The following is a 23,701-nucleotide window of genomic DNA, read 5'->3' on the forward strand; positions in this document are numbered from 1 at the left end:
GCCGGCGGCCTCAGCGCAGCGCCCGGGCGAGCCGTTCCACCGCCCGGTCGACGTCGTCGGCATTGCAGCACAAGCCGAAGCCGAAACGCAGGCGGTCGCCGCGGTGGTCGCTGTGCACGCCGACGGCGGCAAGGCGCGTTTCGATCTCGCCGGCCCGCTCCGTGCGGAAGGCGAGGAAGTTGCCGTGCTCGGCTTGCGGCCCGAACGGCGTGAGCAGATCGTCGCGCCGAAGCCCAGCAATGTTCATCGCTTCGACCGCGTCGAGAAACCGGGCCATGAGCGAGCGGGCATGGTCATGCGCCGTGGCGGCCGTCACGCCGGCCGCCGCCAGCCAGTCGAACACCGCCCTCAGGCGATAGAGGCCGCTCGGATCGAAGGTCGCGCCGAGGAAGCGGCCGCCATCGGCGGGATAACCGACGCTCTTGCCCGCGGGCGCGGCGAGCGCGCCGAAATCGGCGAACCAGCCGGTGTCGCGCGGCCGTGGCGCGAGGCCGGGCGGGCAGTGCAGGAAACAGGCGCCTTCCCCCGCCATGGCATATTTGTAGCCGCCGGCGAGATAGAACACACGGTCGGCGATGGCGGCGAGGTCGGTCGGCCGCGCCATGAAGCCGTGATAGCCATCGATGACGATGAGCGTATCGCCGCTGTGCCGGCAGCCGGCGAGCGCGCCGAGATCGCCCGATGTCGCGCCCGACGTGAAGAACACCTGGCTGACGAAGACGAGGTCATGGGCGCCGCTGGCGATCCGCGCTCCGAACCGCTCGGCGAAGGTTGCGAACGGTTCGGTCGCGATGCGCTCGACCGTGACGAGGCCGTCCTCCTCCAGCCGCGCCATCTGCCGCCGCGCGGTGTGGAATTCGGCGTCGCTGGTCAGGATCCGCACCGGCTTGCCGGCGGGAAAGCAGGAGAGCAGCCGGCGCAGGAATTCGTGCGTGTTGGGCGCGACCGCGATCGTACGAGGATCCGGCAGGGCGAGCGCCCGTGCCAGATGCGCCTGCACGGCGGGAATCACCTCGCCGAACACCTTGCCCCACTTGTCGCCGGCAAGGCCCGCGGCATCCTGCCAGGCTGCCGCCTGGGCGGCGAAGGTCACGTCCGGCCAGTCGTGATGGCTGTGGGCGGCGAGGTTGATCCGGTCGGGCGCGGCCGCCCGGAACCGCGAGAAATGGCGGGTGAGATCGAGCGCGGTCATCGGCATCCCCGAGAGCATCCTCTGACGGAGGCCGGCGGCCATTCCTGCCGGCGGCCGCAGCCCGTTCAGTCGTGGATCTTGATGATGGCTTCGACCTCGACGGTGATGCCCATCGGCAGCGAGCCCATGCCGACCGCCGACCGGGCATGCCGGCCGCGGTCGCCGAGCACGGCGACGATCAGATCGGAGAAGCCGTTGATCACGCGCGGCTGGTCGCCGAAATCCGACACCGCATTGACCATGCCCAGCACCTTGACGAATTCGACCTTGGAGAGGTCGCCGCCGGCGGCGGCCTTGGCCGAGGCCAGGATCTGCAGGCCGACGAGCTTGGCATGCTCATAGGCCGTCTCGACGGTCACGTCGGCGCCGACCTTGCCGGTGGCGAAGGCGCCGTCCGCCTTGCGCGGGCCCTGGCCGGCGAGATAGGCGATGTCGCCGACCCGCTTCCAGGGCACGTAGTTGCCGGCGGGCGTCGGCACCTCGGGCAGCGTGAGGCCCATCTTGGCGAGCTTGTCTTCGGGGGTCATTGGCGGCTCCGGACTGACGGGACTGGGAGGGGATGGGAAGGGTTGATCAGCGCAGCTTGCCACGCGCGACGACCGGCAGGATGCCGACGATCTCCTCGCCGCGCACCATCACCACCTCGTCGACCATGTTGACGACCACGCAGACATGGTTCGGCACCACGCGCACGACATCGCCGACCTTCGGCCGCTCGTTGCAGCGGGCGAGGTCCAGCATGCCGTGCTCCTCGGCAAACCGTGCGATCCGGGCTTCCGGATGTTCGAGGATCAGGCCGAAACCGTCGAGGCCGCCGCCGGGATCCGAGGTCAGCGTCTTCGAGCCGGCGTCCAGAATGCCGCGGTCGGCGGCGGCGCGGCTGACGACGGTCGAATAGACGGTGAGGGCGCAGTCGTCGAGGCTGGCGACGCCGGCCGCGACCTGCATGCGGTCGTTGTAGATATAGGTGCCCGGCCGGTGCTCGGTGGCGCCCTTGAGCTTGCCGACATTTTTCATGTTGGGCGAGCCGCCGGTGGAGACGATGGCGGGCTCGAGGCCATGCGAGCGGACGCCGGCGAGGGCCTCGTCATGGAACCGCTGCGCTTCGGCCCAGCCGTCCTCGGTCGGGTAGAACATGAAGCCCTTGAAGGCGATGCCCGGCGTGTCGGCGACGAGCTTGGCGAGCGCGACCGCCTCGGCCGGGGTCTCGACGCCGGCGCGCTTGCGCCCGGTATCGCATTCGATCACCACGCCGAGGTCGCGGCCGGCCGCGGCGCCCGCCGCCGGCAGGCCGGCAATGACGGTCGGGTTGTCGGCGGCGACTGTCATTTCGGCCTTGCCCATGAGCGCCGCGAGGCGCGCCATCTTCTCCTCGCCGATCAGGTTGTAGCTGATCAGGATGTCGTCGATGCCGGCTTCCGCCATGATCTCGGCCTCGCCGATCTTCTGGCAGGTAATGCCCTTGGCGCCGGCGGCGACCTGCAGCTTGGCGAGCTCCGGGCTCTTGTGCGTCTTGATGTGCGGCCGGTTGGCGACGCCCGCCGCGTTGCAGGCGGACTGGATGCGCTGGATGTTGCGCTCGACCCGGTCCATGTCGATGACCACGGCCGGCGTTCCGTATTCGCGGGCGATCTTGGCGGCGAGCGATGTGGTCATGACGGTCCTCTGGGCATTCCGGGCGCTGGATCTAGACGTGCAGGTAGCGGTCCTTCAGGTCGGGGATGGCGACGAAGGCCGCGCTCGATCCTGACCAGACGATCCGTCCCTTTTCAAGGATCAGATGCCGGTCGGCCAGTTTGATCAGAGCATCGACGTTCTTGTCGATCACCAGGATCGACTGGCCGTCCTGCTTCAAACGCTGAAGGCAGGCCCAGATCTCGGCCCGGATGACCGGTGCGAGGCCTTCGGTCGCCTCGTCAAGCACGAGCAGCTTCGGATTGGTCATCAGGGCGCGGCCGATGGCCAGCATCTGCTGCTCGCCGCCGGAGAGCTGGTTGCCCATATTGCGCCGGCGCTCCTTGAGGCGCGGGAAGAAGGCGTAGACCCGCTCCAGCGTCCAGGCCGGCGCGCCGCGGCTCGCGGCGGTCGCGACCAGATTTTCCTCGACATCGAGATTGGGGAAGATCTGCCGGCCCTCCGGCACCAGGCCTAGGCCGGCCTGGGCGACGCGATAGGGCGGCCGGCCGGCGAGCGCGACCCCTTCCACCTCGATCGCACCGCCGCGCGGCCGGATCAGGCCGAAGATCGCGCGGATCGTGGTGGTCTTGCCCATGCCGTTGCGGCCGAGCAGGGTCACGACCTCGCCCTGGCCGACCTCCAGCGAGACGCCAAACAGCACCTGCACGTCGCCGTAGCCGGCTTCGAGGTTCTTCACCGTCAGCATCGCTCACTCCGCCGCTTCGACCGGCCGGGCGAGCGCACGCGCGACCGAGGCCTTGGTGCGCCCGAGCAGGCCCATCAGCGTCTCCCGCTCGGCCGGTTCGAGGTCGCCCAGGAGCTCGGTCATCCACTGGCCATGCTCGCGCGCCATGCGGGTGAAGGCGACATGGCCCTGGTCGGTCATCACGATGCGCTGGGCGCGCCGGTCGCTGGCATCGCGGCGGCGCTCGACATGGCCCTGCTCGACGATGCGGTCGACGAGCCCGGTGACATTGCCGTTGGTGACCATCATGCGGCGCGAGATCTCGCCGAGCGTCAGGCCGTCGGGCGCCTTGTCGAGCTGGGCGAGCAGATCGAAGCGCGGCAGCGTGATGGCGAAACGGTCCATCAGCCGGCGGCGGATCTCGCGCTCGATCAGGTTGGTGCAGGTGAGCAGCCTGAGCCACAGCCTGAGCTCCGGTCGGGCATCGCGCGGCTGGTGGGCAAGGCGGCTTTCGGCGTCGAGCGGCTCGGTCATGCGAATTCCTCCGCGCCGAGATAGGCTTCGCGCACCGCCGGATTGGCCCGGACGCTGTCGGGCGTGCCCGAGGCGATCAGCCGGCCGTAGACGAGCACGGAAATGCGGTCGGCGAGGCGGAACACGGCGTGCATGTCGTGTTCGACCAGCACGATCGGATAGCGCCCCTTGAGCTTGAGCAGCACCTCCACCATGCCCTCGGTCTCCTCCCGGCCCATGCCGGCCATGGGCTCGTCGAGCAGCAGGAGCTTCGGCTCGGACGCCAGCGCCATGGCGAGCTCCAACTGGCGCTTCTCGCCATGGGAGAGGCTCGCCGCATCGCTCGCCGCGCGCGCGTCGAGGCCGACCTGCTCCAGCGCGGCGAAGGCCTTGTCGTTCAGGGCGCGCTCGGCCGCGACCGGCCGGAAGAAGCGGAACGACGAGCCCGAATGGGCCTGCACCGCGGTTGCGACATTGTCGAGGACGGAGAAGCCGGGCAGCACCTGGGTGATCTGGAACGAGCGGGTGAGCCCGCGCAGCGCCCGGGCATGGACGGGGAGGTGGCCGATGTCCTCGCCGGCGAAAGTGACGCTGCCGGCATCGATCGACAGCTCGCCCGTGATCTCGCCGATCAGCGTCGTCTTGCCGGCGCCGTTCGGGCCGATGACGGCGTGGAATTCCGACGGTCCGATGTCGAGCGTCACGTCGTCGGTGACGACGAGCGCGCCGAACGCCTTGCGCAGCCCCTTCAGCTCGAGGATCGGCCGGGTCATGGACGGTTCCTCCGCTCGATCAGCCTGATGATCCCGCCGCGCGCGAAGAGCGCGACCAGCACCACCAGCGGTCCGAAGATCACCTTCCAGTGCTGGGTCAGTTCGGCGAGCCACTCCTCGATCAGGATGACGCCGATGGCGCCGATGACCGCGCCGCTGAGCGAGCCGGTGCCGCCCAGGACGACCATGGCGATCAGTTCGCCGGAACGGGGCCAGCTCATATAGGCGGGCGCGACGAACAGGCCGAGATTGGCGAAGAGCGCGCCCGACAGCGCGCAGATCGCGCCGGATATGACATAGGCGGCGAGGCGGTAGCGGAACGGATCGAAACCGAGCGCCCGCATGCGCCGCTCATTCTCCTTCGCGCCGCGCAGCACGCGTCCGAAACGCGAGCCGACGATCATGCGCAGCAGGCCATAGCAGGCGACAAGCAGGCCGAGCACGATGAAGTAGAAGCTCGTGTCGCTGCGCATCAGCCGCGTGCCGGCCACCAGGCTGCGCTGGACCATGCGCAGGCCGTCGTCGCCGCCATAGGCCGAGAGCGAGGTGGCGGTGAAGAAGGCCATCTGGCCGAAGGCAAGCGTGATCATGATGAAGTAGACGCCGCGGGTCTTCAGCGAGATCGCCCCCGTCACCAGGGCGAACAGCGCGCCGGCGCCGATCGCCACGGGAAAGGCGATCAGCGCCTCGTCGGTGTCGTGGAACATCAGGATAGCGACCGCATAGCCGCCGATGCCCATGAAGGCGGCATGGCCGAACGAGATCATCGCGCCGTAGCCGAGGATCAGGTCGAGCGACAGCGCCGCGATGGCGAAGATCATGGCGCGGGTGACGAGGGTCAGGACATAGCGGTCGACCGGCAGCACCAGCGGCACCAGCGCGAGCGCCGCGAACACGGCGAGCGGCACAAGGAGCCGCCGGCGGTCGAACCGCGGCGCTGCGGCCATGGGGGCGGCGAGGGGCGAGGCGTCGGTCATCGCTCAGCCCTTTGCCGGGAACAGGCCGGTCGGCCGGAAGAACAGCACCGCCGCCATCAGGATGTAGATCGACATGGACGCGATGGCCGGGCCGACGGTGCGCGCGTCCGAGGGCGAGAGGCCGGCAAGGCGCAGGAGATCGACCGAGAACGAGCGCAGCAGCGTGTCCGTGAGGCCGACGATCAGTGCGCCGATGAAGGCGCCGCGGATCGAGCCGATGCCGCCGATGACGATGACGACGAAGGCGAGGATCAGCAGATTGTCGCCCATGCCGGGCTCGACGGACAGGACCGGCGCGGCCATGCAGCCGGCAAAGCCGGCCAGCATGGCGCCGAAGCCGAAGACGATCATGAACAGGCGCTTGATATCGACGCCGAGAGCCGAGACCATCGGCGCGTTGGTCGCGCCGGCGCGGATCAGCATGCCGACGCGTGTCTTCGCGACGATCAGGTAGAGGCCCAGCGCGACACCGAGCCCGGCGAGGATGATGGCCAGACGCCAGACCGGGTAGAGCACGCCATCGGCGATCGCGATCGAGCCCGAGAGCACGTCCGGCACCGGCACCTGCAGGGGCGCGGCGCCCCAGATGATCTTCACGCTCTCGTTGAGGAACAGAATGACGCCGAAGGTCGCCAGGACCTGTTCGAGATGGTCGCGCTCATAGAGATGGCGCATGACGGCCACCTCCAGCAGCAGGCCGAAGGCGAGCGCCGCGATGAGGGCCAGCACCAGGCCGAAAAAGAAGTTGCCCGTCCAGGCGACGAACATGGCCGCGAGATAGGCGCCGAGCATGTATTGCACGCCGTGGGCGAGGTTGATGAAGTCCATCACGCCGAACACCAGCGTCAGGCCGGCGGCGATCAGGAACAGCAGCACGCCGAGCTGCAGCCCGTTCAATGTCTGGATGATCAGAAGAGTCGAGGACATGAGTTCCGGTCGGGGCTCGGGTGGCTACGAGATCGGCGCGGCTGCTGACATGTGAGACAACGACGGCCGGCATGAACCGGCCCTGCCGATCCCGCACCGGGCGGGATCGGGAACAGGCAAGGCCGGCCGGGCCTCGCATTCAGGCGGTACGGCCGTCCCAGCGACCGGCGACCGGCTGGCGCCGGGGCCGGGTTGGACCGTCACCAGCGCATCGGGCAGTCGCGGGCATAGACGTCGGCGTAGTTGGTGAACACCCGCTCGACGATCTCGGTCTGGAACTTGCCGTCGGGACGCCGCGCGGCGCGCACGGTGTAGAAGTCCTGGATCGGATAATGGTTGTTGCCGAAGCGGAAGTTGCCGCGCAGCGAGACGAAGTCGGCCTTGCGCAGGGCGGCGCGTACGGCGTCGCGATTGCTCAGATTGCCGTTGACGGCGCGCACGGCGCTGTCGATCAGCATGGCCGAGTCATAGGCCTGCATGGCGTAGGAGCCGGGCACGTAGCCGAAAGCCGCTTCGAAATCGGCGACGAACTTCTTGTTCTGCGGATTGTCCATGTTCGGCGCCCAGGTCATGCCGCCGATCATGCCGATCGCCGCGTCCTGCTGGGCGGGCAGGGTGGATTCGTCGACGGTGAAGGCCGAGAGGAACGGCACGCGATCGACGAGGCCGGCCTGGCGATACTGGCGCACCAGGTTCACGCCCATGCCGCCGGGCATGAAGGTGAACATGCCGTCGGACCGGGAGGCGCCGATGCGGGCGAGCTCGGCGGAGAAGTCGAGATGGCCGAGCGGGGTGAACACCTCGTCGACGACCTCGCCGCGGAAATGCCGCTTGAAGCCGGCCATGGCGTCGCGGCCGGCCTGGTAGTTCGGCGTCAGAAGGAAGACACGGCGCATGTTGCGGCTCTGCGCATAGGCGCCCAGCACCTCGTGCACCTGGTCGTTCTGGTAGGAGGTGACGAACATGTTTTCGTGGCAGGCCTTGCCGGCATAGCTCGACGGGCCGGCATTGGCGCTGATCAGGAAGGCGCGCGAATTGACCACGGGCGCCTGGATCGCCTGCAGCACGTTCGAGAAGATCGGGCCGACCACGAAGTCCACCTTGTCGCGGTCGATGAGGCCCTGGACGCGCTGGATCGCGATGTCGGGCTTCAATTCGTCGTCGACCACGATCACCTGCACCTCGCGGCCGCCCATCCGGCCGCCGAGCTGGCGGATGGCCAGCTGGAAGCCGTCGCGGGCGTGCTGGCCGAGCACCGCCGAGGGGCCCGAAAGCGTCTCGATGACGCCGATCCGGATCGGCTCCTGGGCGCTGGCCACCGGCGCAGCCGTGCTGAGGCCCAGGCCGGCGGCAAAACCGGCAGCCACCATCGACAGAAGGCGTTTCATCAAAATCTCCCCACCCGTGCGCCGGCCCGGGCTTGTCCGTGGTCGCGGCTGATGCCAAGGCATTATTACGCCGGATTTGTCGTGAACAACCCCGGCCGCGAAAAATATTTTAAGCCTAAAGTAATTTTCCGCAAGGCTGGCAGGGGCGATTCGCCGCAGGAACCCGCAGGTAGGCCCGATGCTGATCACCGACCATGCCGATGGCAAGCCGCGCTGTGCCTGGCCCGGCTACGACCCGCTCTATGTCGCCTATCACGACACCGACTGGGGCGTGCCCGAGCGCGACGATCGCGCCCTGTTCGAGAAGCTGATCCTCGACGGCTTCCAGGCGGGCCTGTCCTGGATCACCATTCTCCGGAAGCGCGATCATTTCCGCAAGGTTTTCGACGGCTTCGAACCGGAGATCATCGCCAATTACACGCCGGCCAAGATCGAGGCGCTGATGGCCGATCCCGGCATCATCCGCAACCGTGCCAAGATCGTCGGCACCATCCGGTCGGCCGGCATCTATCTCGACATGCAGGCCAGGGGCATCGGCTTTTCCGAGTATCTCTGGGGTTTCGTCGACGGCCGGCCGGTGCAGCCCCGTTTCACCGACCGGTCGCAGGTGCCGACCGAAACCGAAATCGCGCGCAAGATCTCCAAGGACCTGAAGGCGCGCGGCTTCGCCTTCGTCGGGCCGACCATCGTCTATGCCTTCATGCAGGCGGTGGGCATGACCAACGACCACATGGTCGGCTGCTTCCGCCACGAGGAGGTGGCGGCGATGGGCTGACCAGCCACCCGGCACCAGCGGGTTTCAGCCCGCCCGCAGCCTTTCGGCCATCTTCTCGGCGATCATGACCGTCGTCAGATGCGTGTTGGCGCGTACCACCTCGGGCATGATCGAGGCGTCGATGACGTGCAAACCGGTGCAACCGATCACCCGGCAGTCCGGATCGACCACCGAACGGGGGTCGTCGGCCGCACCCATCCGGCAGGTGCCGCTGGCATGCTGGGCATCCGAGCATTCGCTGAACAGCCAGTCGTCGAGTTCGGCCGGGCTCAAGTCCTCCTCGATCGAGCGGCCGGTCGAGCCATAGTCGACGCGGGTCGTAATGGCGCGGATGGCTTCGTGCCGGGCGAGGGCCCTGAGGCGCAGGACGCCGTCGCGCATCCGGACGAGGTCGCGCTCGTCGGACAGCATGCGCTCCTCCACCGCGGGATCGACGCTCGGGTCGGGGGTGGTGATCCGCACGTGGCCCTGGCTGAACGCCTGGTAGACCGAGACGACCAGCCGGCCGCGGCCGGTGTCGCCATTCGCGCCGAGCGAGACGAGATTGCCGGCGATGACGATCATGTCGTTCTCGCCGGCACCGCCGAGCCCGGAGGAATAGCGCAGGCAGCAATTGGTATGGCGGTGCATCAGCGTGCCGACGCGCGCATGGTCCTTGAGCGTCAGGAACAGCGGCATCATCGGATGGTCGAGCAGGTTCTCGCCGACCGGCAGGTCGGCGACGACGGGAATGCCGAGGCCCTTCAGCACGCCGGCCGGACCGATGCCCGAGCGCTGCAGCACCGCCGGGGAGTGGATGGCGCCGGCCGACAGGATCACGCTCCGGTTCGCGCGTGGCGCATAGGTCCGGCCCTCGACCGTGACGTGCACGCCGCTCGCATGCGGGCGGTTGCCTTCGACCTGCAGCCGATCGACGAGCGCGTGGCCGACAATGGTCAGGTTCGCCCGGCCGCGGGCCGGCTCCAGATAGCCGTCATTGGTCGAGACGCGCGCACCGGCGCGGCTGTTGATGGCATAGGGCGAGGCGCCGGTGCCCTCGGGGGCATTGTGGTCCTCGCACCAGCCATAGCCGAGGCCGATGGAGGCGTCCTTCAGCGCCACGTCGACGCTGCCCCAGTCGGCCACCGGCGCGCGATAGACCGGGATCGGCCCGGTGCTGCCGTGATAGGGTGCCGTGCCGAAATTGACGTCGGTTTCGAGCCGGTTGAAGAAGGGCAGGACATCCTGCCAGCCCCATCCGGCGCAACCGTCGGCCTGCCACCGGTCGAAATCGTCGGGCACGCCGCGAATGGCGATCTGCCCGTTGATGGTCGAGCTGCCGCCGACCGCCCGGCCGCGCCAGAGCAGCCTGGGTTCCTGCCGCTCGGTGCGCCGCGCCATCAGCTTCGGCCAGCGATAGTCGTCATCGCCGATCGCGCGCATGGGATTGGGGATGCGGATATGATCCGGCGTTTCCGCCGAGCGGAAATCACGCCCGGCTTCGAGCAGCAGCACCTTGACGGCCGGGTCTTCGCTCAGCCGCGCGGCCAGCACCGCACCGGCCGATCCCGCGCCGATGATGATGTAGTCGTAGTCCTCGCCGATCATTCCCATGGCCCTCATGTCCGGCGCAGCCTTGCCGGCGGCTGCCGATCGGTCGAGCCTAAAGGGCGCGATCCGCGTCGAGCTATGCAATTCCGGCGGAACGTCCGCCCGCTTGCCGGCCATGGCTCTTGCGCCCCGCCCTGACTAGCGTTCGCCGGAAGATGGGTTCTGGGAAAGGGTGATCGATGGACCGTCGGGGATTTCTGAAGGGCGCCGGGGCGGGATTTGCCGCTGCGCTCGCGGCGCCGGGCATTGCGCTGGCCCAGAACCAGCGCGTTCTGAAATTCGTCCCGCATGCCGACCTCGCCGTGCTCGATCCGGTCTTTTCGCCGGCCTATGTCACGCGTCACCATGCCTATCTCGTGTTCGACACGCTGTTCGGCATGGACGGCAACCTGCGGCCGGTGCTGCAGATGGCCGAGAGCGCCGGCACCGAGAACGACGGCCGGCAATGGACCATCAGGCTGCGGGACGGCCTGAAGTTCCATGACGGCACGCCGGTGCTGGCGCGCGACTGTGTCGCCAGCATCCGCCGCTGGGCCGGCCGCGACGGTTTCGGTCAGGTCCTGATGGCGGCGACCGACGAACTTGCCGCGGTCGACGACAGAACCTTGCGGTTCCGCCTGAAGCGGCCATTCCCGCTGCTGCCCAATGCGCTCGGCAAGGTGCCCTCCTACATGCCGGCGATCATGCCGGAGCGCCTTGCCGCCGCGGAACCGACGACGCAGGTGACCGAAATGGTCGGCAGCGGCCCCTATCGCATCAAGCTCGACGAGCGCGTGCCGGGCGCCCGCGTCGTCTACGAGCGGTTCGCCGACTATGTGCCGCGCAGCGACGGCGAACCGGGCTGGACCGGCGGGCCGAAGGTCGCCCATTTCGACCGGGTCGAATGGGCGATCATCCCCGATCCGGCGACCGCCGCCGGCGCGCTCCAGGGCGGCGAGGTCGACTGGTGGGAATATCCGCTGCACGACCTCCTGCCGATGCTGAAGCGCAACCGCGGCGTCCGTGTCGAGGTGCCCGAGCCCACGGGCATGATCCCGACCCTGCGCTTCAACACGCTCACCAAGCCCTTCGACAATCCCGCGATCCGCCGGGCGCTGCTCGGCGCGGTCGACCAGGAGGAGTTCATGCGGGCGCAGGTCGGCAGCGACGCCAGCATGTTCCGCACCGGCGTCGGCGTGTTCTGCCCGGGCACGCCCATGGCGAGCAGTGCCGGCATGGAAGTGCTCACCGGCCCGCGCGACGACGCCAAGGTGAGGCAGGCACTGGAACAGGCCGGCTACAAGGGTGAGAAGGTGGTGCTGCTCGCCGGCGTGAACGTGCCCGACGTGAAGAATTCCTGCGATGTCGCAGCCGAAATGATGCGGCGCGTCGGCATGAATGTCGACTATCAGGCGCTCGACTGGGGCACCGTCATCCAGCGCCGGTCGAACCGCGAGCCGGTCGAGAACGGCGGCTGGAGCTGCTACTGCTCGAGCTGGGGCGGGCTCGACCAGCTCGATCCGTCGGCTCATCTCCTGCTGCGCGGCGACGGCGGCTTTTTCGGCTGGCCGAAGAGCGATGAACTGGAGCGGCTGCGCCACGCCTGGTTCGAGGCGCCGGATCTTGCCGGCCAGCAGGCGATCGCCGCCCAGATCCAGAAGCAGGCCTTCGTCGACGCGCCCTACCTGCCGCTCGGCCAGTACATCCAGCCGACCGCCTTCCGCTCGAGCCTGACCGGGGTGAAGAGCGGCTTTGCCACCTTCTGGAACGTCCGCAGGGCCTGAGGCGACGGCCGGCTCGATCCATGCCGCGCGGCGGCCATGTGCCGCCACCTGCCGGGCCGTGGCGCTTGCGGCCTCAACCGCTGACCATGGCCCGCCGCATGACGGCTGAGGCCGTGGCGGAGCCGACGGCCTCGCCGAGCGTTCCGTAGTGCACGCCCCAGGCGCCGGGCAGTCCCGGATTGCGTGTCGCGAGAAACAGGTCGGCAACCTCCTGCGTGCTGTGGCGCAGCAGCTCCGCGCCCTGCAGGATGCGGGCGACGGCCTCGGTCATCGGACGGGCGAGACATTCGTCGGCGGCCGCCCCGCGCACCAGCCGCTCGGCCAGCGCGACCATCGCGTCGTAGCGCGCATCCTGGCGCGCGAGCGGCCTGACCTCGTCGAACAGCGCCTCGATCGTGCGCGGGTCCTTCGTCATGGCGCGCCGCACGTCCATGCACATCATGTTGGCGGTGCCTTCCCAGACGCTGTTGAGCGGGGCTTCCCGATAGAGGCGCGCCATCGGGTTCTCCTCGATGAAGCCGTTGCCGCCATGGCATTGCAGCGCCTCGAAGGCGATCGAGGGAGCGCGCGAGCAGTTGAAGAACTTCGCCGCAGGGGTTGCGACACGCGCCAGAAGCTTTTCGTGCTCGACCGCGGCAAGCTGATCGGTGGCCTTCGCCACACGCAGGGCCATCAGCGTCGCCGCCTCCACCTCCACGGCCATGTCCGCCAGGACATGGGTCATCATCGGCCGGTCCGCGATGGTCGTGCCGAACGCGTTGCGGGTCGTCGTATGCTGCAGGGCGAGCGTCAGCGACTGCCGCATCAGGCCGGCCGAGCCGATGGCGAAGTCGAGCCGGGTCAGGTGCGCGTGCGACAGGATTTCGCGGATGCCCTTGCCTTCCTCGCCGACACGGATCGCCAGCGTTCCCGCATATTCGACCTCGCTCGAGGCATTGGACTTGTTGCCAGCCTTGTCCTTGAGGCGCTGCACGAAGAACCGGTTGTAGCTGCCGTCCGGCAGGGTGCGCGGCAGGAAGAAGCAGGTCACCTCGCCATCGACCTTGGCGAGCGTGAAGAAGCCGTCGGATTGCGGCACCGAGCAGAACCATTTGTGGCCTGTCAGCTCGTACCAGTTGGCGGTCTTGCCGTGATAGTCGCCGGCATGCGAGAAGCGCGCCGTCGTCTGCGTCTCGCGCAGGTCCGAACCGCCCTGCTTCTCGGTCATCGCATAGCCGATCACCACCGACGGCTTGTCGCCGACCTCCCTGCGGCTGAATTCGTATTCCGTCCCCTTGACCTTTTCCGCCCAGATGGCGAGGGCGGGCTCCGCGGCGAAACCGGCATAGGAAGCATAGGCCATGCCGGTCGGACAGGCCGTGCCATGCTCGACCTGGTTCCAGAGATAGGACAGGACGGCGCGTGCGAAGTGGCCGTTCTTCTGATTCGTGCGCCAGGCGAGATTGGGCACCTCGTGCCGCCAGGCGAGCGTCATCAGCTCGTGCCAGCTCGGGTGGAACTCGACCCAGTCGATGCGATGGCCGAAACGGTCGTGCGTGCGAAGCTCGGGCAGGTTGCGGTTGGCGAGGCGTGCCAGGTCCTGCACATGTTCGTCGCCCGCGACCGCGCCGAGCGCGTCGCAGCGCTCCGCCGCCCAGGGCGCCTCGCGCGCGATGGCGGCGCGCAGGACGGCATCGCCGGCGAAGGCGTTGAAGCCGGTCGCCGGCCGTGCCTGGTTGCGCACGTCATGGGTGCTGTAGCGGCTGGCGGAGGTGTCGGCCGTGCCGGCCAGGGGAGCCTTGGTCATGGGAAGCCCGGGAAGGGGTGATCGTGTTTCAGCTGCGCGGCTGCGGGTGGCAGTGCTCATTCGGCATGAATATGAATTCGTATTCATTGAATGCGAAGTCAGGGGTAGCGACACACATTGACGCCGCGAGCTGCATCAATCAAGATGAAAATGAATTCGAATTCATATCAAGGCGGCATATCGATATCCGTCTTTCGGGGGGCGTGACGATGAACGGCAGGCAGGTTCGCTCGCTCGACAAGAAGACGCAGATCCTGCGCGCGGCGCGCTCCGTCGTCATGGATGGCGGCTTCGGCGATCTGCAGATGAATGCCGTGGCCGCGGCCGCCGGTGTCGCGGTGGGTACGATCTATCGCTATTTCCCGTCCCGGGCCGAGCTCTGCGCGGCCATCGTGAGCACGACCTCCCAGCGCGAAGTGGATGTCCTCGCCGGCATCGCGGTGTCGGAGGGATCGCCCTCGCAGAAGGTGCGCGACGCGGTTCGCACCTTCGCCACGCGCGCCATGCGCGGCCGGCGGCTCGCCTATGGCCTGATCTTCGAGCCGATCGATCCCGAGGTGGAAAGCACCCGGCTGCAATATCGCCGCGCGATCGCGCGAGTGTTCGAGACCATCATCAGGGAGGGCATCGCCGCGGGCGAGTTCAGGGCGGTCGACGTCGAGGTCGCCGGCGCCTGCCTCGTCGGCGCGTTCATGGAAGGGCTCGTCGGCTCGCTCGCCCCCGACACGGGCGGCGTCCGCGAAAGGGCCGCGGAAGTGGCCGAGGCGATCGCGGATCTCTGCCTGGCGGCCGTCGCGCGGCCCGACAATCCCGTCCTGAACGGCCGTGCGGCCGGGGCCGGGACTCCCGTGCACCTGCGGCAAAGGGCACGCGCGGGCCGGGCCGGCTGAAAGCCGTCGACACAGGTCGCTGCGGCGGTTTTTTCGGAAGGCCGGCCGTGAAAATCCGGTATGCCGTCGCCGCAATTCTGTTTCATGGTTCCGGAGCGTGGCCGATTGGAACAGGCGCGAACCGGACTGATGGCGGCGGCGCATCGGCGCCCTTGCCGTCGGGCCGGCACCGCCGGGTACATGTCGACGGCAGGCAAGAGGCCTCTGCATGCGGAGTGGGATTGGCGATCGATGGGGGCGCGGCGGACGAGGCCGCCGGGCGCGGCGAGCGGGCGCCGCCGCAACCACATGGATCGGATCGGCGGAGGACCGGCTATGAGCGCGGCGAACCGCTCCGGCCCGACGGGCCTCCGTCGTTTCCTCGACCTCCGGCAGCAGCGCGATTGGCTGGAGGGCAGGGCGGTTCTGCACGATGCCGACGAGCGCGAGCAGTCCCTGGAACTGCGCTTCAGATATGCCCCCCGGTTCGAGAAGCTGCTGCGCCGGCCGCAGGCCGGGGCGGTCCTGGATATTCTCGGGCGATACGGCCGCGACTGCATCCCGATCCCGCGCCGGACCGAACGGCACTACTGGTCGGTGTCCTGTCTGCCTTCGACGCCGGGCAAGGCCCTGGTTCGCGTCAATGCGAGCTGGATGGAGCTGTTCTCGCTCTATCCGGACGGAGAGGGCATCCGCGCGCTGTTCCTGGTGCATCTGTCCGATTTCACCAGGGACCGTTCACGCGACGCGGCCCAGATCGACCAAGCTTTCCTCGAGCACTGCGTGGCGGCGCCGGAAGACGTCAGCTATGTCGTGCCCCGCGGCGAGGACATGTTCGGCGTCAGGGTCCGGGGCTGCGCCTCGATCGGCAAATTCCTGACGGAGCGCCGCGCGCTGCAGGCCGTCAGGGCCTTCAACCTGACGCATATGAACCGGGGCCGGAACGCCTATCAGGCAAGCCACTGCTACAGCCTGGCCGATCACATGGTGGCTGACCACGGACAGTGAACCCATCGCGCATCCGGTGCGTAGGACGCGGACGTGAGATCGCCGACAGTGAGGGTCATGACCGAGGCCGATGAGCGCCCGGCGGTCGAAACCATCGTGCTGGCATTCGGCGCGGACCCGATGGCCCGATGGACCTGGCCTCATGCCCACGAATACCTCGCAGCCATGCCGCGGCTGGTCCGCGCATTCGGGCGCAAGGCCTTCTCCGGCGGAAGCGCCTTCTGCACCGACGGCTTTGCCGGTGCCGCGCTGTGGCTGGCGCCCGGCCTGCATCGCGACGAGGAGGAGCTCGGTGCGCTGATGGACAGCACGGTCGCACCCGCTCGTTCGGCGAAGGCCGCGTTCATATTCGAGCAGATGGCTGCGTTCCACCCCGCCGAGCCGCATTGGTACCTGCCGGTGATCGGCGTCGATCCGTGCTGCCAGGGCCAGGGTCACGGCGCCCTGATGGCGGATGCACTCGCGCATTGCGACCGCGATCCGGCGCCGGCCTGTCTGGAATCCTCCAACCCGCGCAACATCCCGCTCTACCGGCGCCATGGCTTCGAACCGCTCGGCGCGATCCAGGCCGGTTCGTCGCCGACGCTCGTCCCGATGCTGCGGCGACCGCGCTGAGCTCCGGGCGAGGACCTGACCGAACCAGCTCCGGAAAGGCCCTCAGCGTGGCGCGTCGTAGCAGCCTTCCGCAATCTCGCTCATGCGCGTCCGCTCGTCGGCGCTGAGCCGGTCGGTCAGCACCCTGTCCCAGAGCTGTGCGCGCTTCAGCCGGTCGACGGTGCAGAGACAGGCTGGCCGGCAGGTGGCCGCGGCCTGGCCCACGGCCGTGCAGCTGCGTTCGCAGGCGGCGATGAAGGGGCGGGCATCGGCCGCCGGCATGGCGGCGACCCGGGCGACGAGGAACAGCACGGCGAAGAAGACCGGCTGGTGAGCGAGATAGACGGCAAGGCTGTGCCGGCCGCCCCAGGCGAGGAGCCGGGTGGGTGCGGACGCGGCGCGCCAGCCCATGACGCGCGCCCCGAGGGTGCTGCCAAGCATGAGGCGCGCGAGCAGGATGCCGGCCAGCACGCAGCCGAACCAGGGCAGGACCGGCACATAGTCCGCCGTCGAGAGCTGCTGGCGGCCGAGGCCGAGCCAGGCGAGCCAGGAGCTGTCGAGGATCGGACTGGTGACGAGCGGAGGCAGCGCGAAGGCGGTGACCGCCGCGCCCGCGACGGCGAGGAACGGCAGCTGCAGGAAGGCGAGGCCCAGCACGCTGGCGACGGCGATATGGTGCAGAATGCCGAAGAAGATATAGGCGTCGGGCAGGGCGAACCAGGTGGCGAGCGTCACCAGCGCGGCAGCGCCCGCCACCATGGCGAGCCGCTTGAAATAGGGGCGGGCCTTGAAGCCGTTGCGGGTCGCCAGCACCAGGCTGAAGCCGACGATGACGAGGAACGAGCCGGCAATGCAGCGCGCGAACCAGCGCCAGCCTGGTTCGGCGGCGATGTCGGTCGCGATCAGCCGGAACAGCGACAGGTCCCAGGTGAAGTGGAAGACGAACATGGCGACGAGCGCCAGCCCGCGTGCGAGGTCGACGAGGTCGGCCCGTCGCGACGGCGTGGAGGCGGCCGATGGGGCAATGGCGGTCATGGCGCCTCAGCCGACGGCCACGAGACGCGCGAAACCCTGCCGCGTGATGCGCTCCAGGCGTTCGCGGCAGGCGGCGTAGGTGGGATCAGCGGCATGCAGGCGCCCGGGCGCGGCGGCCGGTGCATGGCGCATCGGGATCAGCGCCAGCGGCAGGGAGGCCGGCGTCAGATGGCCGCCGAGCCCGACCTGCAGCGTGGTGATGAGGCCGTAGAGCTCGCCGGTGATCGTCGGCCGGTTGAGGATCGCCAGCCGATATTGCCCGGCTTCGCTGGTGACCAGATAGACCTGCCCGGACTGGTTGGGCAGCGAGACCGAGCCCTTCTGGGTGAAGGCGGCATCGAGCCGCGCCTTTTCGCGGAAGACGAGATGTGAGGCCGCCTCGTCCCAGACGATCTCGGTGTGATAGGCGAAGATTGCTTCGGCCTCCTCGAGCGAGGGCCGGATCGTCAGATATTCGCCGGTCAGCCAATCGGCGGCCGCCCGCGAATAGGCGCCGAGCGAGGTCGGCGCGAGGCCCGATGGTTGCGCCTGCGGCTGCGGTGCTGCGCCGCCGGGCTGCAGCGATCGGCCGAGAGCTTCCTCGAGGCGCAGCGTCGTGGCGAGCGTGAAGGGCCGGCTGCCGGCGAGCGCCTTTTCCAGCGTCGATATGCTGATGCGCGCCTTGTCCGCCAGCGCCTGCCGCGACATGCGCCGGCGCGCCAGCTCGCTGCGCACGAGGCCCGCGACCACCCGGCTGTGTTCGCCCGTCAGCTCGCTCTCGGTGGCCGGCATCTGAACGCTTCCGCACATTTCCGCACAAGGCCGCACAGTGTCACACGGCCCGGCCGCGAACAAGACGGCCGGTGCGGCCGATGGCCGGAAGACGCCGAACTCGACGCTCACTGTGCGGACGCGCCTGCGCACAAAAGGGAGGTCGCCTGTCCCCATCGATCGCAGGAGACCTTGAGATCATGACGAGCTCCATCCGCCGGCCACCCATTGCCGGAGCCATCGTCCCCACCGTCCTCGCCGCCCGGCTCGAGCGTTTCGCAAGGCACGCCATGGCCGCCCTGCTGGCGCTTTTCGGCTGCCTTCTCATTCTCGGCCATGCCCGGGCCGGCGATGGCCGTGGCGAGGCCGTGACGCCCGGCGCCATGCAGTCGGGCGGCCTCCTCGTCCGCAATGCCGACGGTCCGGGCTTCACCGAAGCGGTCCGGCTCGGCACGGACGTCTATCTCTCGGTGAGCGGGCCGACCGTGCGCGGCCGGATCACCCAGGTGTTCCGCAATACCAGCGACCGCTGGGTCGAGGCGGTCTACGTCTTCCCGCTGCCTGACGACGGCGCGGTCGACTATCTCAAGATGGTGGTCGGCAATCGCATCATCATTGGCGAGATCAAGCCGCGGGCCGAGGCCCGGGCGGTCTATGAGGCGGCGCGCGCCGAAGGCCGGCGCGCCGGTCTCGTCGAGCAGCAGCGGCCGAACCTCTTCACCAATTCGGTCGCCAATATCGGCCCGGGCGAGACGGTGCTGGTGCAGATCGAATATCAGGCGCAGGTCCGCCAGAGCGCGGGTGTCTCGTCCGTGCGCGTGCCGCTGGTGATGGGGCCGCGCTACAATCCCAGGCCGGGCGCCGATGGCGCCGATCCGGTGTCGAACCGCGCCGCCATGGCTGCGCCCGTCCTGGATCCGCGCCGCTACGACAAGACCAATCCGGTGTCGATCCGCGTCCAGCTGCGGCCCGGCTTCCAGCTCGGCGAAGTCAAGAGCGCCTATCACGCGGTGGTCGACAGGCCCGAGGGCGCCGGCCGCTTCATCATGCTGACCGATGGCGAAGTGCCGGCCGACCGCGACTTCGAACTGACCTGGACGGCGGCCCCCTCCGCCGCGCCGCAGGCCCGGCTGTTCCGCGAACGGATCGGCGGCGAAGACTATCTGATGGCCTTCGTGACGCCCCCCTCGGCCGCGACCGCGGCCGAAGCGCCGCGCGAGATCGTCTTCGTCATCGATAATTCCGGCTCCATGAGCGGCCTCTCCATGCGCCAGGCCAAAGCGAGCCTCCTCTACGCACTGTCACGGCTGAAGCCCGGCGACCGGTTCAACGTCGTCCGCTTCGACGATACCTTGACCAAGCTGTTCCCGGATACGGTTCCGGCCGATGCCGGCCATCTCGACACGGCCCGGCAGTTCGTCTCCGGCCTCGAGGCGCGCGGCGGCACCGAAATGGTTCCGGCCCTGCGTGCCGCGCTGGAGGACCCGCGTCCCGAGGATGCCGCCCGCGTCCGCCAGGTCGTGTTCCTCACCGACGGTGCGATCGGCAACGACCAGCAGCTGATCGACACGATCGCCCGCGAACGCGGCCGCTCGCGCCTGTTCATGGTCGGCATCGGCTCGGCGCCCAACACCTTCCTGATGACGCGCGGCGCGGAGATGGGCCGCGGCACCTACACCCATATCGGCTCGGTCGCCGAGGTGGAGACCCGCATGCGTGAGCTGTTCGGCAAGCTGGAGCGTCCGGTCGTGACCGACCTCGCGGCCCGCATCGAGGGCACGAGCGCCGACATGACGCCGGCGGCCATGCCCGATCTCTATGCCGGCGAGCCGGTGGTCGTCGCGATCAAGGTCGCGGCACTGACCGGCACCCTGCGGATCGAAGGCCGCATTGCCGGCGAGACGTGGCGGGCCGAACTGCCGGTCGCCGCCGCCATCGAAGGCCGCGGCCTCTCCAAGCTCTGGGCGCGGCGCAAGATCGCCGACGTCGAGGCCGAGCGCTCGCTGCGCCGGATCACCGGAGACGTCGCCGATGCGCGCATCCGCGACCTCGCGCTCGCCCACGGCCTCGTCTCGAGCCAGACGAGCCTTGTTGCGGTCGACCATACGCCGGTCCGTCCGGTCGGCACGCCGCTGACCCGCCAGGACCTGCCGCTGAACCTGCCGGCCGGCTGGGACTTCCAGGCCCTGTTCGGCCAGGTCGCCCAGACGCGTGGCGTCGGTTCCACCAGCCCGGCGGTCGGGGAGGGCGACGAGGGCAGGGCCGTGACGCTGCCGCGCACCGGCACCGATGCCGGGCTGCGCCTGGCCGCCGGCACCGGCTGCCTCCTGCTCAGCCTCGCCGCGCTCGCCCTGACGCGCCGGCGCCGCGGGATGGTCGCATGACCGCGACCGGCCGGATCCGCGGAGGAGGCGCCGTCCGGCGCCTCCTCGTCACCGTCGCGGCGGGCATCGGCCTTGCCGTGGGGCTGCTCCTCTGCGGCCAGGCCGCCTGGATCCATGCCAAGGCGGCCGTCGCGCAGCTGCTGCTCGATCAGGCCTTCGCGCGCTCGGTCGCCGAGGGCCGGCCGGTCAAGCCTTGGGCCTGGCTCGACACCTGGCCGGTCGCGCGCATCACCGTGCCCCGGCTCGGCGCGGCGGCCGTGGTTCTCGCCGGCGACAGCGGCCAGGCCCTCGCCTTCGGCCCAGGCCATGTCCCCGGCACGCCGCAGGCCGGCGATCCCGGCACGGCGGTCTACGCCGCGCATCGCGACACCCATTTCGCCTTTCTCGGCGCCATCAGGGCGGGCGACGAGGTGCTGGTCGAACGGCATGACGGCCGGCGCCAGCGCTTTGTCGTCGACGGCATGCGTGTCGTGCCGTGGAACGCCTCCGGCATCGATGCGCAGGCCGCCGGCCGCTGGCTGGTGCTCTCCACCTGCTGGCCGCTCGACGGCCGCACCGAGGGGCCTCTGCGTTATGTGGTGACAGCAAGGGCGGTCGATGACCGGACGGCCGATTGAGTTGCCGGCCCGGTCATGTGACAAGCGGCCGGGAGCGCCTGTTCGATCGGACATCTGGAGCCGCTCATGGCCGAGACCTTCGAGGCTGCCGTCTGCACCGCGCTGACCGGGCCCGATACCCTGCGCCTCGAACGGCTGCCGCGCCGGCCGCTCGAGGCCGGCAGCCTGCGCATCGCCGTGCGCGCGGCCGGTGTCAATTTCCCCGACTATCTGATGACCAAAGGCGAATATCAGCTGCGCCCCGAGCCGCCCTTCGTGCCCGGCATGGAGGTGGCGGGCGTCGTCGTCGAGCGCGGCGCGGCCGCGGGCCGTTTCGCCGTCGGCGACCGGGTCATGGCCATGACCCGCACGGGCGGCTTTGCCGGCGAGGTGGCGGTGGCCGAAGGCAACGTCTTCGCGCTGCCCGCCAGCTTCTCGTTCGAGGACGGCGCGTCCTTTCTGGTGCCGATGCGTACGGGCTATCACGCGCTGATCGACCGCGGCCTTGCCGCCGGCGAGACCGTGCTGGTGCTCGGCGCGACCGGCGGCGTCGGCATGGCCGCGGTGCAGCTTGCGCGCCACCGCGGCGCGCGGGTGATCGCGGTCGGTTCCGACGACGGCAAGCTCGCCGTCGTGCGTGCGGCAGGCGCAAGCCATGTCATCAACTATCGGCAGGTCCCGCTTGTCGATGCCGTGCGTGCGCTGGTGCCCGCGGTCGATATCGTGTTCGATCCGGTCGGCGGTGCGCTGGCGCCGGAGGCGGCGCGCCTGCTCGGCTGGGGCGGGCGCTTTCTGGTGATCGGCTTCGCCAGCGGCACGATCCCTCATTTCGCCGCCAATCTCGCGCTGATCAAAGGCTATTCGATCATTGGCGTGCGGGCCGGAGAGGCGGCGCGGCGCGATCCGCCGAGCCTTGGCACCAGCATCGCCACGCTGGCCGCCTGGGCGGAAGAGGGCGATCTGAAGCCGCGCATCTCGCACCGGTTCGGCCTGCAGGACGCGCGCGAGGCCCTTGCCACGCTGGCCGGGCGGCGCGTCGTGGGTCGCGTCGTCCTCGACCTGGCGACCGCAGCCACGGGCCGGGCCGATGCCGCCGTCTGAGGGACAGCCTTTCCCGGTGCCGTCTTCCACAGCCGGATGTTCTCCCGCATGGTGCGCCGGCGGCCGCGCGGGCGGCATCCGGGAACAGCATGATGGATAGCGGTTTTATCGAAACGGATCTGGCGCGGATCGCCTTCCTCCAGTCGCGTGGCGACGGACCGGCCATCCTGCTCATCCACGGCAATTCGAGCTGCAAGGAGGTGTTCGGGCGGCAGTTCGCGGCCGCTGAGCTCGGCGGCTATCGGCTCGTCGCTTTCGACCTGCCGGGCCATGGCGCCTCCGACGATGCGCGCGCGCCGGAGCGCACCTATACCTTCGCCGGCTATGCCGAGGCCGCGGAGGCCGTCGTCACCCGGCTCGGCCTGGACCGGCCGGTCGTCTTCGGCTGGTCTCTCGGCGGCCATATCGGCCTCGAAATGCTCGGGCGCGGCTTCGCCGCACGCGGACTGATGATCAGTGGCACGCCGCCGGTGAAGGCCGATATCGAAAGCCTGATGGCCGGCTTCAACATCGACCCCAGCGCCGAAAACCTGACCGGCAAGCGCGATTTCTCCGAGGCCGATGCGCTCGCCTATGCGACGCATACCTCGGCCGTCGACGGACGGGTCGATCCGCATCTGCTCGCCATGTGCCGGCGCACCGATGGTCGCGCCCGCGAGGTCATGTTCGGCTCGGTCGCCGCCGGACAGGCGCTGGACGAGCGCGAGATCGTCGCGACCACCAAGGTGCCGCTGGCGATCGTCAACGGCCATGACGACGCCTTCATCCAGCCCGGCTATTTCGGCGGCCTGACCTATTCCTCGCTCTGGCCGCGCGGCGTTGTGCGCCTCAAGGGCGCCGAGCACGCGCCGTTTCTGCAGCGGCCACAGGAGTTCAACGCCTTGCTGGCGGAGTTCGTCGCGGCAGCCTGAGCCGGCAGCCGGAACTGGTCGTCGGCAGCACGGCAAGGCCAGAATGACCTCGCCGCTCGCAGTTTGGGAGGTTGCGATCGCGGTGGCGCGCGTGCTCGATTTCCCTGTGGGCGAGACGGCGGTGGCGCTGGAGAACTATTTGGTGCTCATGAAAATTGAGCTTGCGGCCGTGCCGCCGCAGGCGGCGAGTTTGGCTATCGAAGCGTTCGATCGTCATGGCAAGGGCCGGCATCCGGCGCAGTTGAATTTCGGCGACTGCTTTTCCTATGCATGCGCGCGGCGCTACGGCCAGCCGCGCATGCTCAAAGGACCCGACTTCTCGCTGACCGACATTGAGGCGGCGTGATCGCTTTTGGCCGGACCGCCCGACGCGTCGCAGGCTGCGGCTTGCCGCGATCATCAATGCC

General features: G+C 69.2%; 23 protein-coding genes. 10 read left to right on the forward strand and 13 right to left on the reverse strand.

All coding sequences use genetic code 11. The features are described 5' to 3' along the window. Positions 1–10: 10 nt before the first annotated feature. The 9 genes from OZ671_RS05405 to OZ671_RS05445 all read right to left on the reverse strand — a co-directional run bounded on the left by OZ671_RS05405 (position 11) and on the right by OZ671_RS05445 (position 8,132). Positions 11–1,198 carry an aminotransferase class V-fold PLP-dependent enzyme gene (locus tag OZ671_RS05405; protein WP_268859781.1) on the reverse strand — a complete coding sequence of 396 codons (1,188 nt, stop codon included), beginning with the start codon at positions 1,196–1,198 and terminating at the stop codon, positions 11–13. Between the two features lie 59 nt (positions 1,199–1,257). Then, positions 1,258–1,719 (reverse strand): RidA family protein, encoded by a 462-nt coding sequence (locus OZ671_RS05410; protein ID WP_268859782.1) that lies wholly within the window; start codon positions 1,717–1,719, stop codon positions 1,258–1,260. Positions 1,720–1,765: 46 nt separating this feature from the next. After that, positions 1,766–2,848 carry an alanine racemase gene (locus tag OZ671_RS05415; RefSeq protein ID WP_268859783.1) on the reverse strand — a complete coding sequence of 361 codons (1,083 nt, stop codon included), beginning with the start codon at positions 2,846–2,848 and terminating at the stop codon, positions 1,766–1,768. A 31-nt stretch (positions 2,849–2,879) separates the two neighbouring features. Then, positions 2,880–3,575 (reverse strand): ABC transporter ATP-binding protein, encoded by a 696-nt coding sequence (locus tag OZ671_RS05420; RefSeq protein ID WP_268859784.1) that lies wholly within the window; start codon positions 3,573–3,575, stop codon positions 2,880–2,882. A gap of 3 nt (positions 3,576–3,578) precedes the next feature. Then, entirely contained in the window at positions 3,579–4,088 is a 510-nt protein-coding gene (locus tag OZ671_RS05425; RefSeq protein ID WP_268859785.1) for a MarR family winged helix-turn-helix transcriptional regulator, read from the reverse strand. Continuing rightward, positions 4,085–4,840, reverse strand: a complete 756-nt coding sequence (locus OZ671_RS05430) for an ABC transporter ATP-binding protein (protein ID WP_268859786.1) — start codon at positions 4,838–4,840, stop codon at positions 4,085–4,087. The genes OZ671_RS05425 and OZ671_RS05430 overlap by 4 nt, the downstream gene beginning before the upstream one ends. Beyond that, positions 4,837–5,817, reverse strand: a complete 981-nt coding sequence (locus tag OZ671_RS05435) for a branched-chain amino acid ABC transporter permease (protein WP_268859787.1) — start codon at positions 5,815–5,817, stop codon at positions 4,837–4,839. The genes OZ671_RS05430 and OZ671_RS05435 overlap by 4 nt, the downstream gene beginning before the upstream one ends. A gap of 3 nt (positions 5,818–5,820) precedes the next feature. Next, complete coding sequence (locus tag OZ671_RS05440; RefSeq protein WP_268859788.1) at positions 5,821–6,744, reverse strand: branched-chain amino acid ABC transporter permease; 924 nt, start codon at positions 6,742–6,744, stop codon at positions 5,821–5,823. Positions 6,745–6,944: 200 nt separating this feature from the next. Then, positions 6,945–8,132, reverse strand: a complete 1,188-nt coding sequence (locus tag OZ671_RS05445; protein ID WP_038309485.1) for an ABC transporter substrate-binding protein — start codon at positions 8,130–8,132, stop codon at positions 6,945–6,947. A 178-nt stretch (positions 8,133–8,310) separates the two neighbouring features. Between OZ671_RS05445 and OZ671_RS05450 the strand changes: the two genes are divergently transcribed. Continuing rightward, entirely contained in the window at positions 8,311–8,907 is a 597-nt protein-coding gene (locus OZ671_RS05450; RefSeq protein WP_268859789.1) for a DNA-3-methyladenine glycosylase I, read from the forward strand. A 24-nt stretch (positions 8,908–8,931) separates the two neighbouring features. Here OZ671_RS05450 and OZ671_RS05455 read toward each other — a convergent pair whose 3' ends face one another. After that, positions 8,932–10,494: a GMC family oxidoreductase gene (locus tag OZ671_RS05455; RefSeq protein WP_442957056.1), complete on the reverse strand. Its 1,563-nt coding sequence runs from the start codon at positions 10,492–10,494 to the stop codon at positions 8,932–8,934. Between the two features lie 182 nt (positions 10,495–10,676). Here OZ671_RS05455 and OZ671_RS05460 point away from each other — a divergent pair, with 182 nt between their 5' ends. Further along, on the forward strand, positions 10,677–12,260 hold the full coding sequence (locus OZ671_RS05460) for an ABC transporter substrate-binding protein (protein WP_268859791.1): 1,584 nt from the start codon (positions 10,677–10,679) through the stop codon (positions 12,258–12,260). A gap of 73 nt (positions 12,261–12,333) precedes the next feature. Here the strand turns inward: OZ671_RS05460 and OZ671_RS05465 are convergent, their stop codons facing one another. After that, positions 12,334–14,046 (reverse strand): acyl-CoA dehydrogenase family protein, encoded by a 1,713-nt coding sequence (locus OZ671_RS05465; RefSeq protein ID WP_268859792.1) that lies wholly within the window; start codon positions 14,044–14,046, stop codon positions 12,334–12,336. Positions 14,047–14,069: 23 nt separating this feature from the next. On the opposite strand from OZ671_RS05465, the gene OZ671_RS05470 reads away from it, so the two are divergent. The 3 genes from OZ671_RS05470 (at position 14,070) to OZ671_RS05480 (ending at position 16,538) form a co-directional block, all read left to right on the forward strand. Then, on the forward strand, positions 14,070–14,936 hold the full coding sequence (locus OZ671_RS05470; RefSeq protein ID WP_268859793.1) for a TetR family transcriptional regulator: 867 nt from the start codon (positions 14,070–14,072) through the stop codon (positions 14,934–14,936). A gap of 315 nt (positions 14,937–15,251) precedes the next feature. Further along, positions 15,252–15,923: a hypothetical protein gene (locus tag OZ671_RS05475; protein WP_268859794.1), complete on the forward strand. Its 672-nt coding sequence runs from the start codon at positions 15,252–15,254 to the stop codon at positions 15,921–15,923. Positions 15,924–15,956: 33 nt separating this feature from the next. Further along, positions 15,957–16,538, forward strand: a complete 582-nt coding sequence (locus tag OZ671_RS05480) for a GNAT family N-acetyltransferase (RefSeq protein WP_268859795.1) — start codon at positions 15,957–15,959, stop codon at positions 16,536–16,538. A gap of 42 nt (positions 16,539–16,580) precedes the next feature. Here the strand turns inward: OZ671_RS05480 and OZ671_RS05485 are convergent, their stop codons facing one another. After that, entirely contained in the window at positions 16,581–17,552 is a 972-nt protein-coding gene (locus tag OZ671_RS05485; protein WP_268859796.1) for a DUF1624 domain-containing protein, read from the reverse strand. 6 nt (positions 17,553–17,558) lie between these two features. Then, the gene (locus tag OZ671_RS05490; RefSeq protein ID WP_268859797.1) at positions 17,559–18,323 is read right to left on the reverse strand and encodes a helix-turn-helix domain-containing protein; all 765 of its coding nucleotides are present in this window, start codon (positions 18,321–18,323) and stop codon (positions 17,559–17,561) included. A gap of 179 nt (positions 18,324–18,502) precedes the next feature. Between OZ671_RS05490 and OZ671_RS05495 the strand changes: the two genes are divergently transcribed. From OZ671_RS05495 to OZ671_RS05515, 5 genes are all read left to right on the forward strand, one after another. Continuing rightward, the gene (locus tag OZ671_RS05495) at positions 18,503–20,686 is read left to right on the forward strand and encodes a marine proteobacterial sortase target protein (RefSeq protein ID WP_268859798.1); all 2,184 of its coding nucleotides are present in this window, start codon (positions 18,503–18,505) and stop codon (positions 20,684–20,686) included. After that, entirely contained in the window at positions 20,683–21,303 is a 621-nt protein-coding gene (locus OZ671_RS05500) for a class GN sortase (RefSeq protein ID WP_268859799.1), read from the forward strand. Before OZ671_RS05495 ends, OZ671_RS05500 begins: the two co-directional genes overlap by 4 nt. A 66-nt stretch (positions 21,304–21,369) precedes the next feature. Further along, on the forward strand, positions 21,370–22,383 hold the full coding sequence (locus OZ671_RS05505) for an NADPH:quinone oxidoreductase family protein (RefSeq protein ID WP_268859800.1): 1,014 nt from the start codon (positions 21,370–21,372) through the stop codon (positions 22,381–22,383). Between the two features lie 92 nt (positions 22,384–22,475). Beyond that, positions 22,476–23,294, forward strand: coding sequence for an alpha/beta fold hydrolase (locus tag OZ671_RS05510; protein ID WP_268859801.1), 819 nt, complete (start codon positions 22,476–22,478; stop codon positions 23,292–23,294). 43 nt (positions 23,295–23,337) lie between these two features. Next, the gene (locus OZ671_RS05515; RefSeq protein ID WP_268859802.1) at positions 23,338–23,640 is read left to right on the forward strand and encodes a type II toxin-antitoxin system VapC family toxin; all 303 of its coding nucleotides are present in this window, start codon (positions 23,338–23,340) and stop codon (positions 23,638–23,640) included. The last annotated feature ends 61 nt before the right edge of the window (positions 23,641–23,701 follow it).

Source organism: Phreatobacter sp. AB_2022a (assembly GCF_026847585.1).
Taxonomy (GTDB): domain Bacteria; phylum Pseudomonadota; class Alphaproteobacteria; order Rhizobiales; family Phreatobacteraceae; genus Phreatobacter.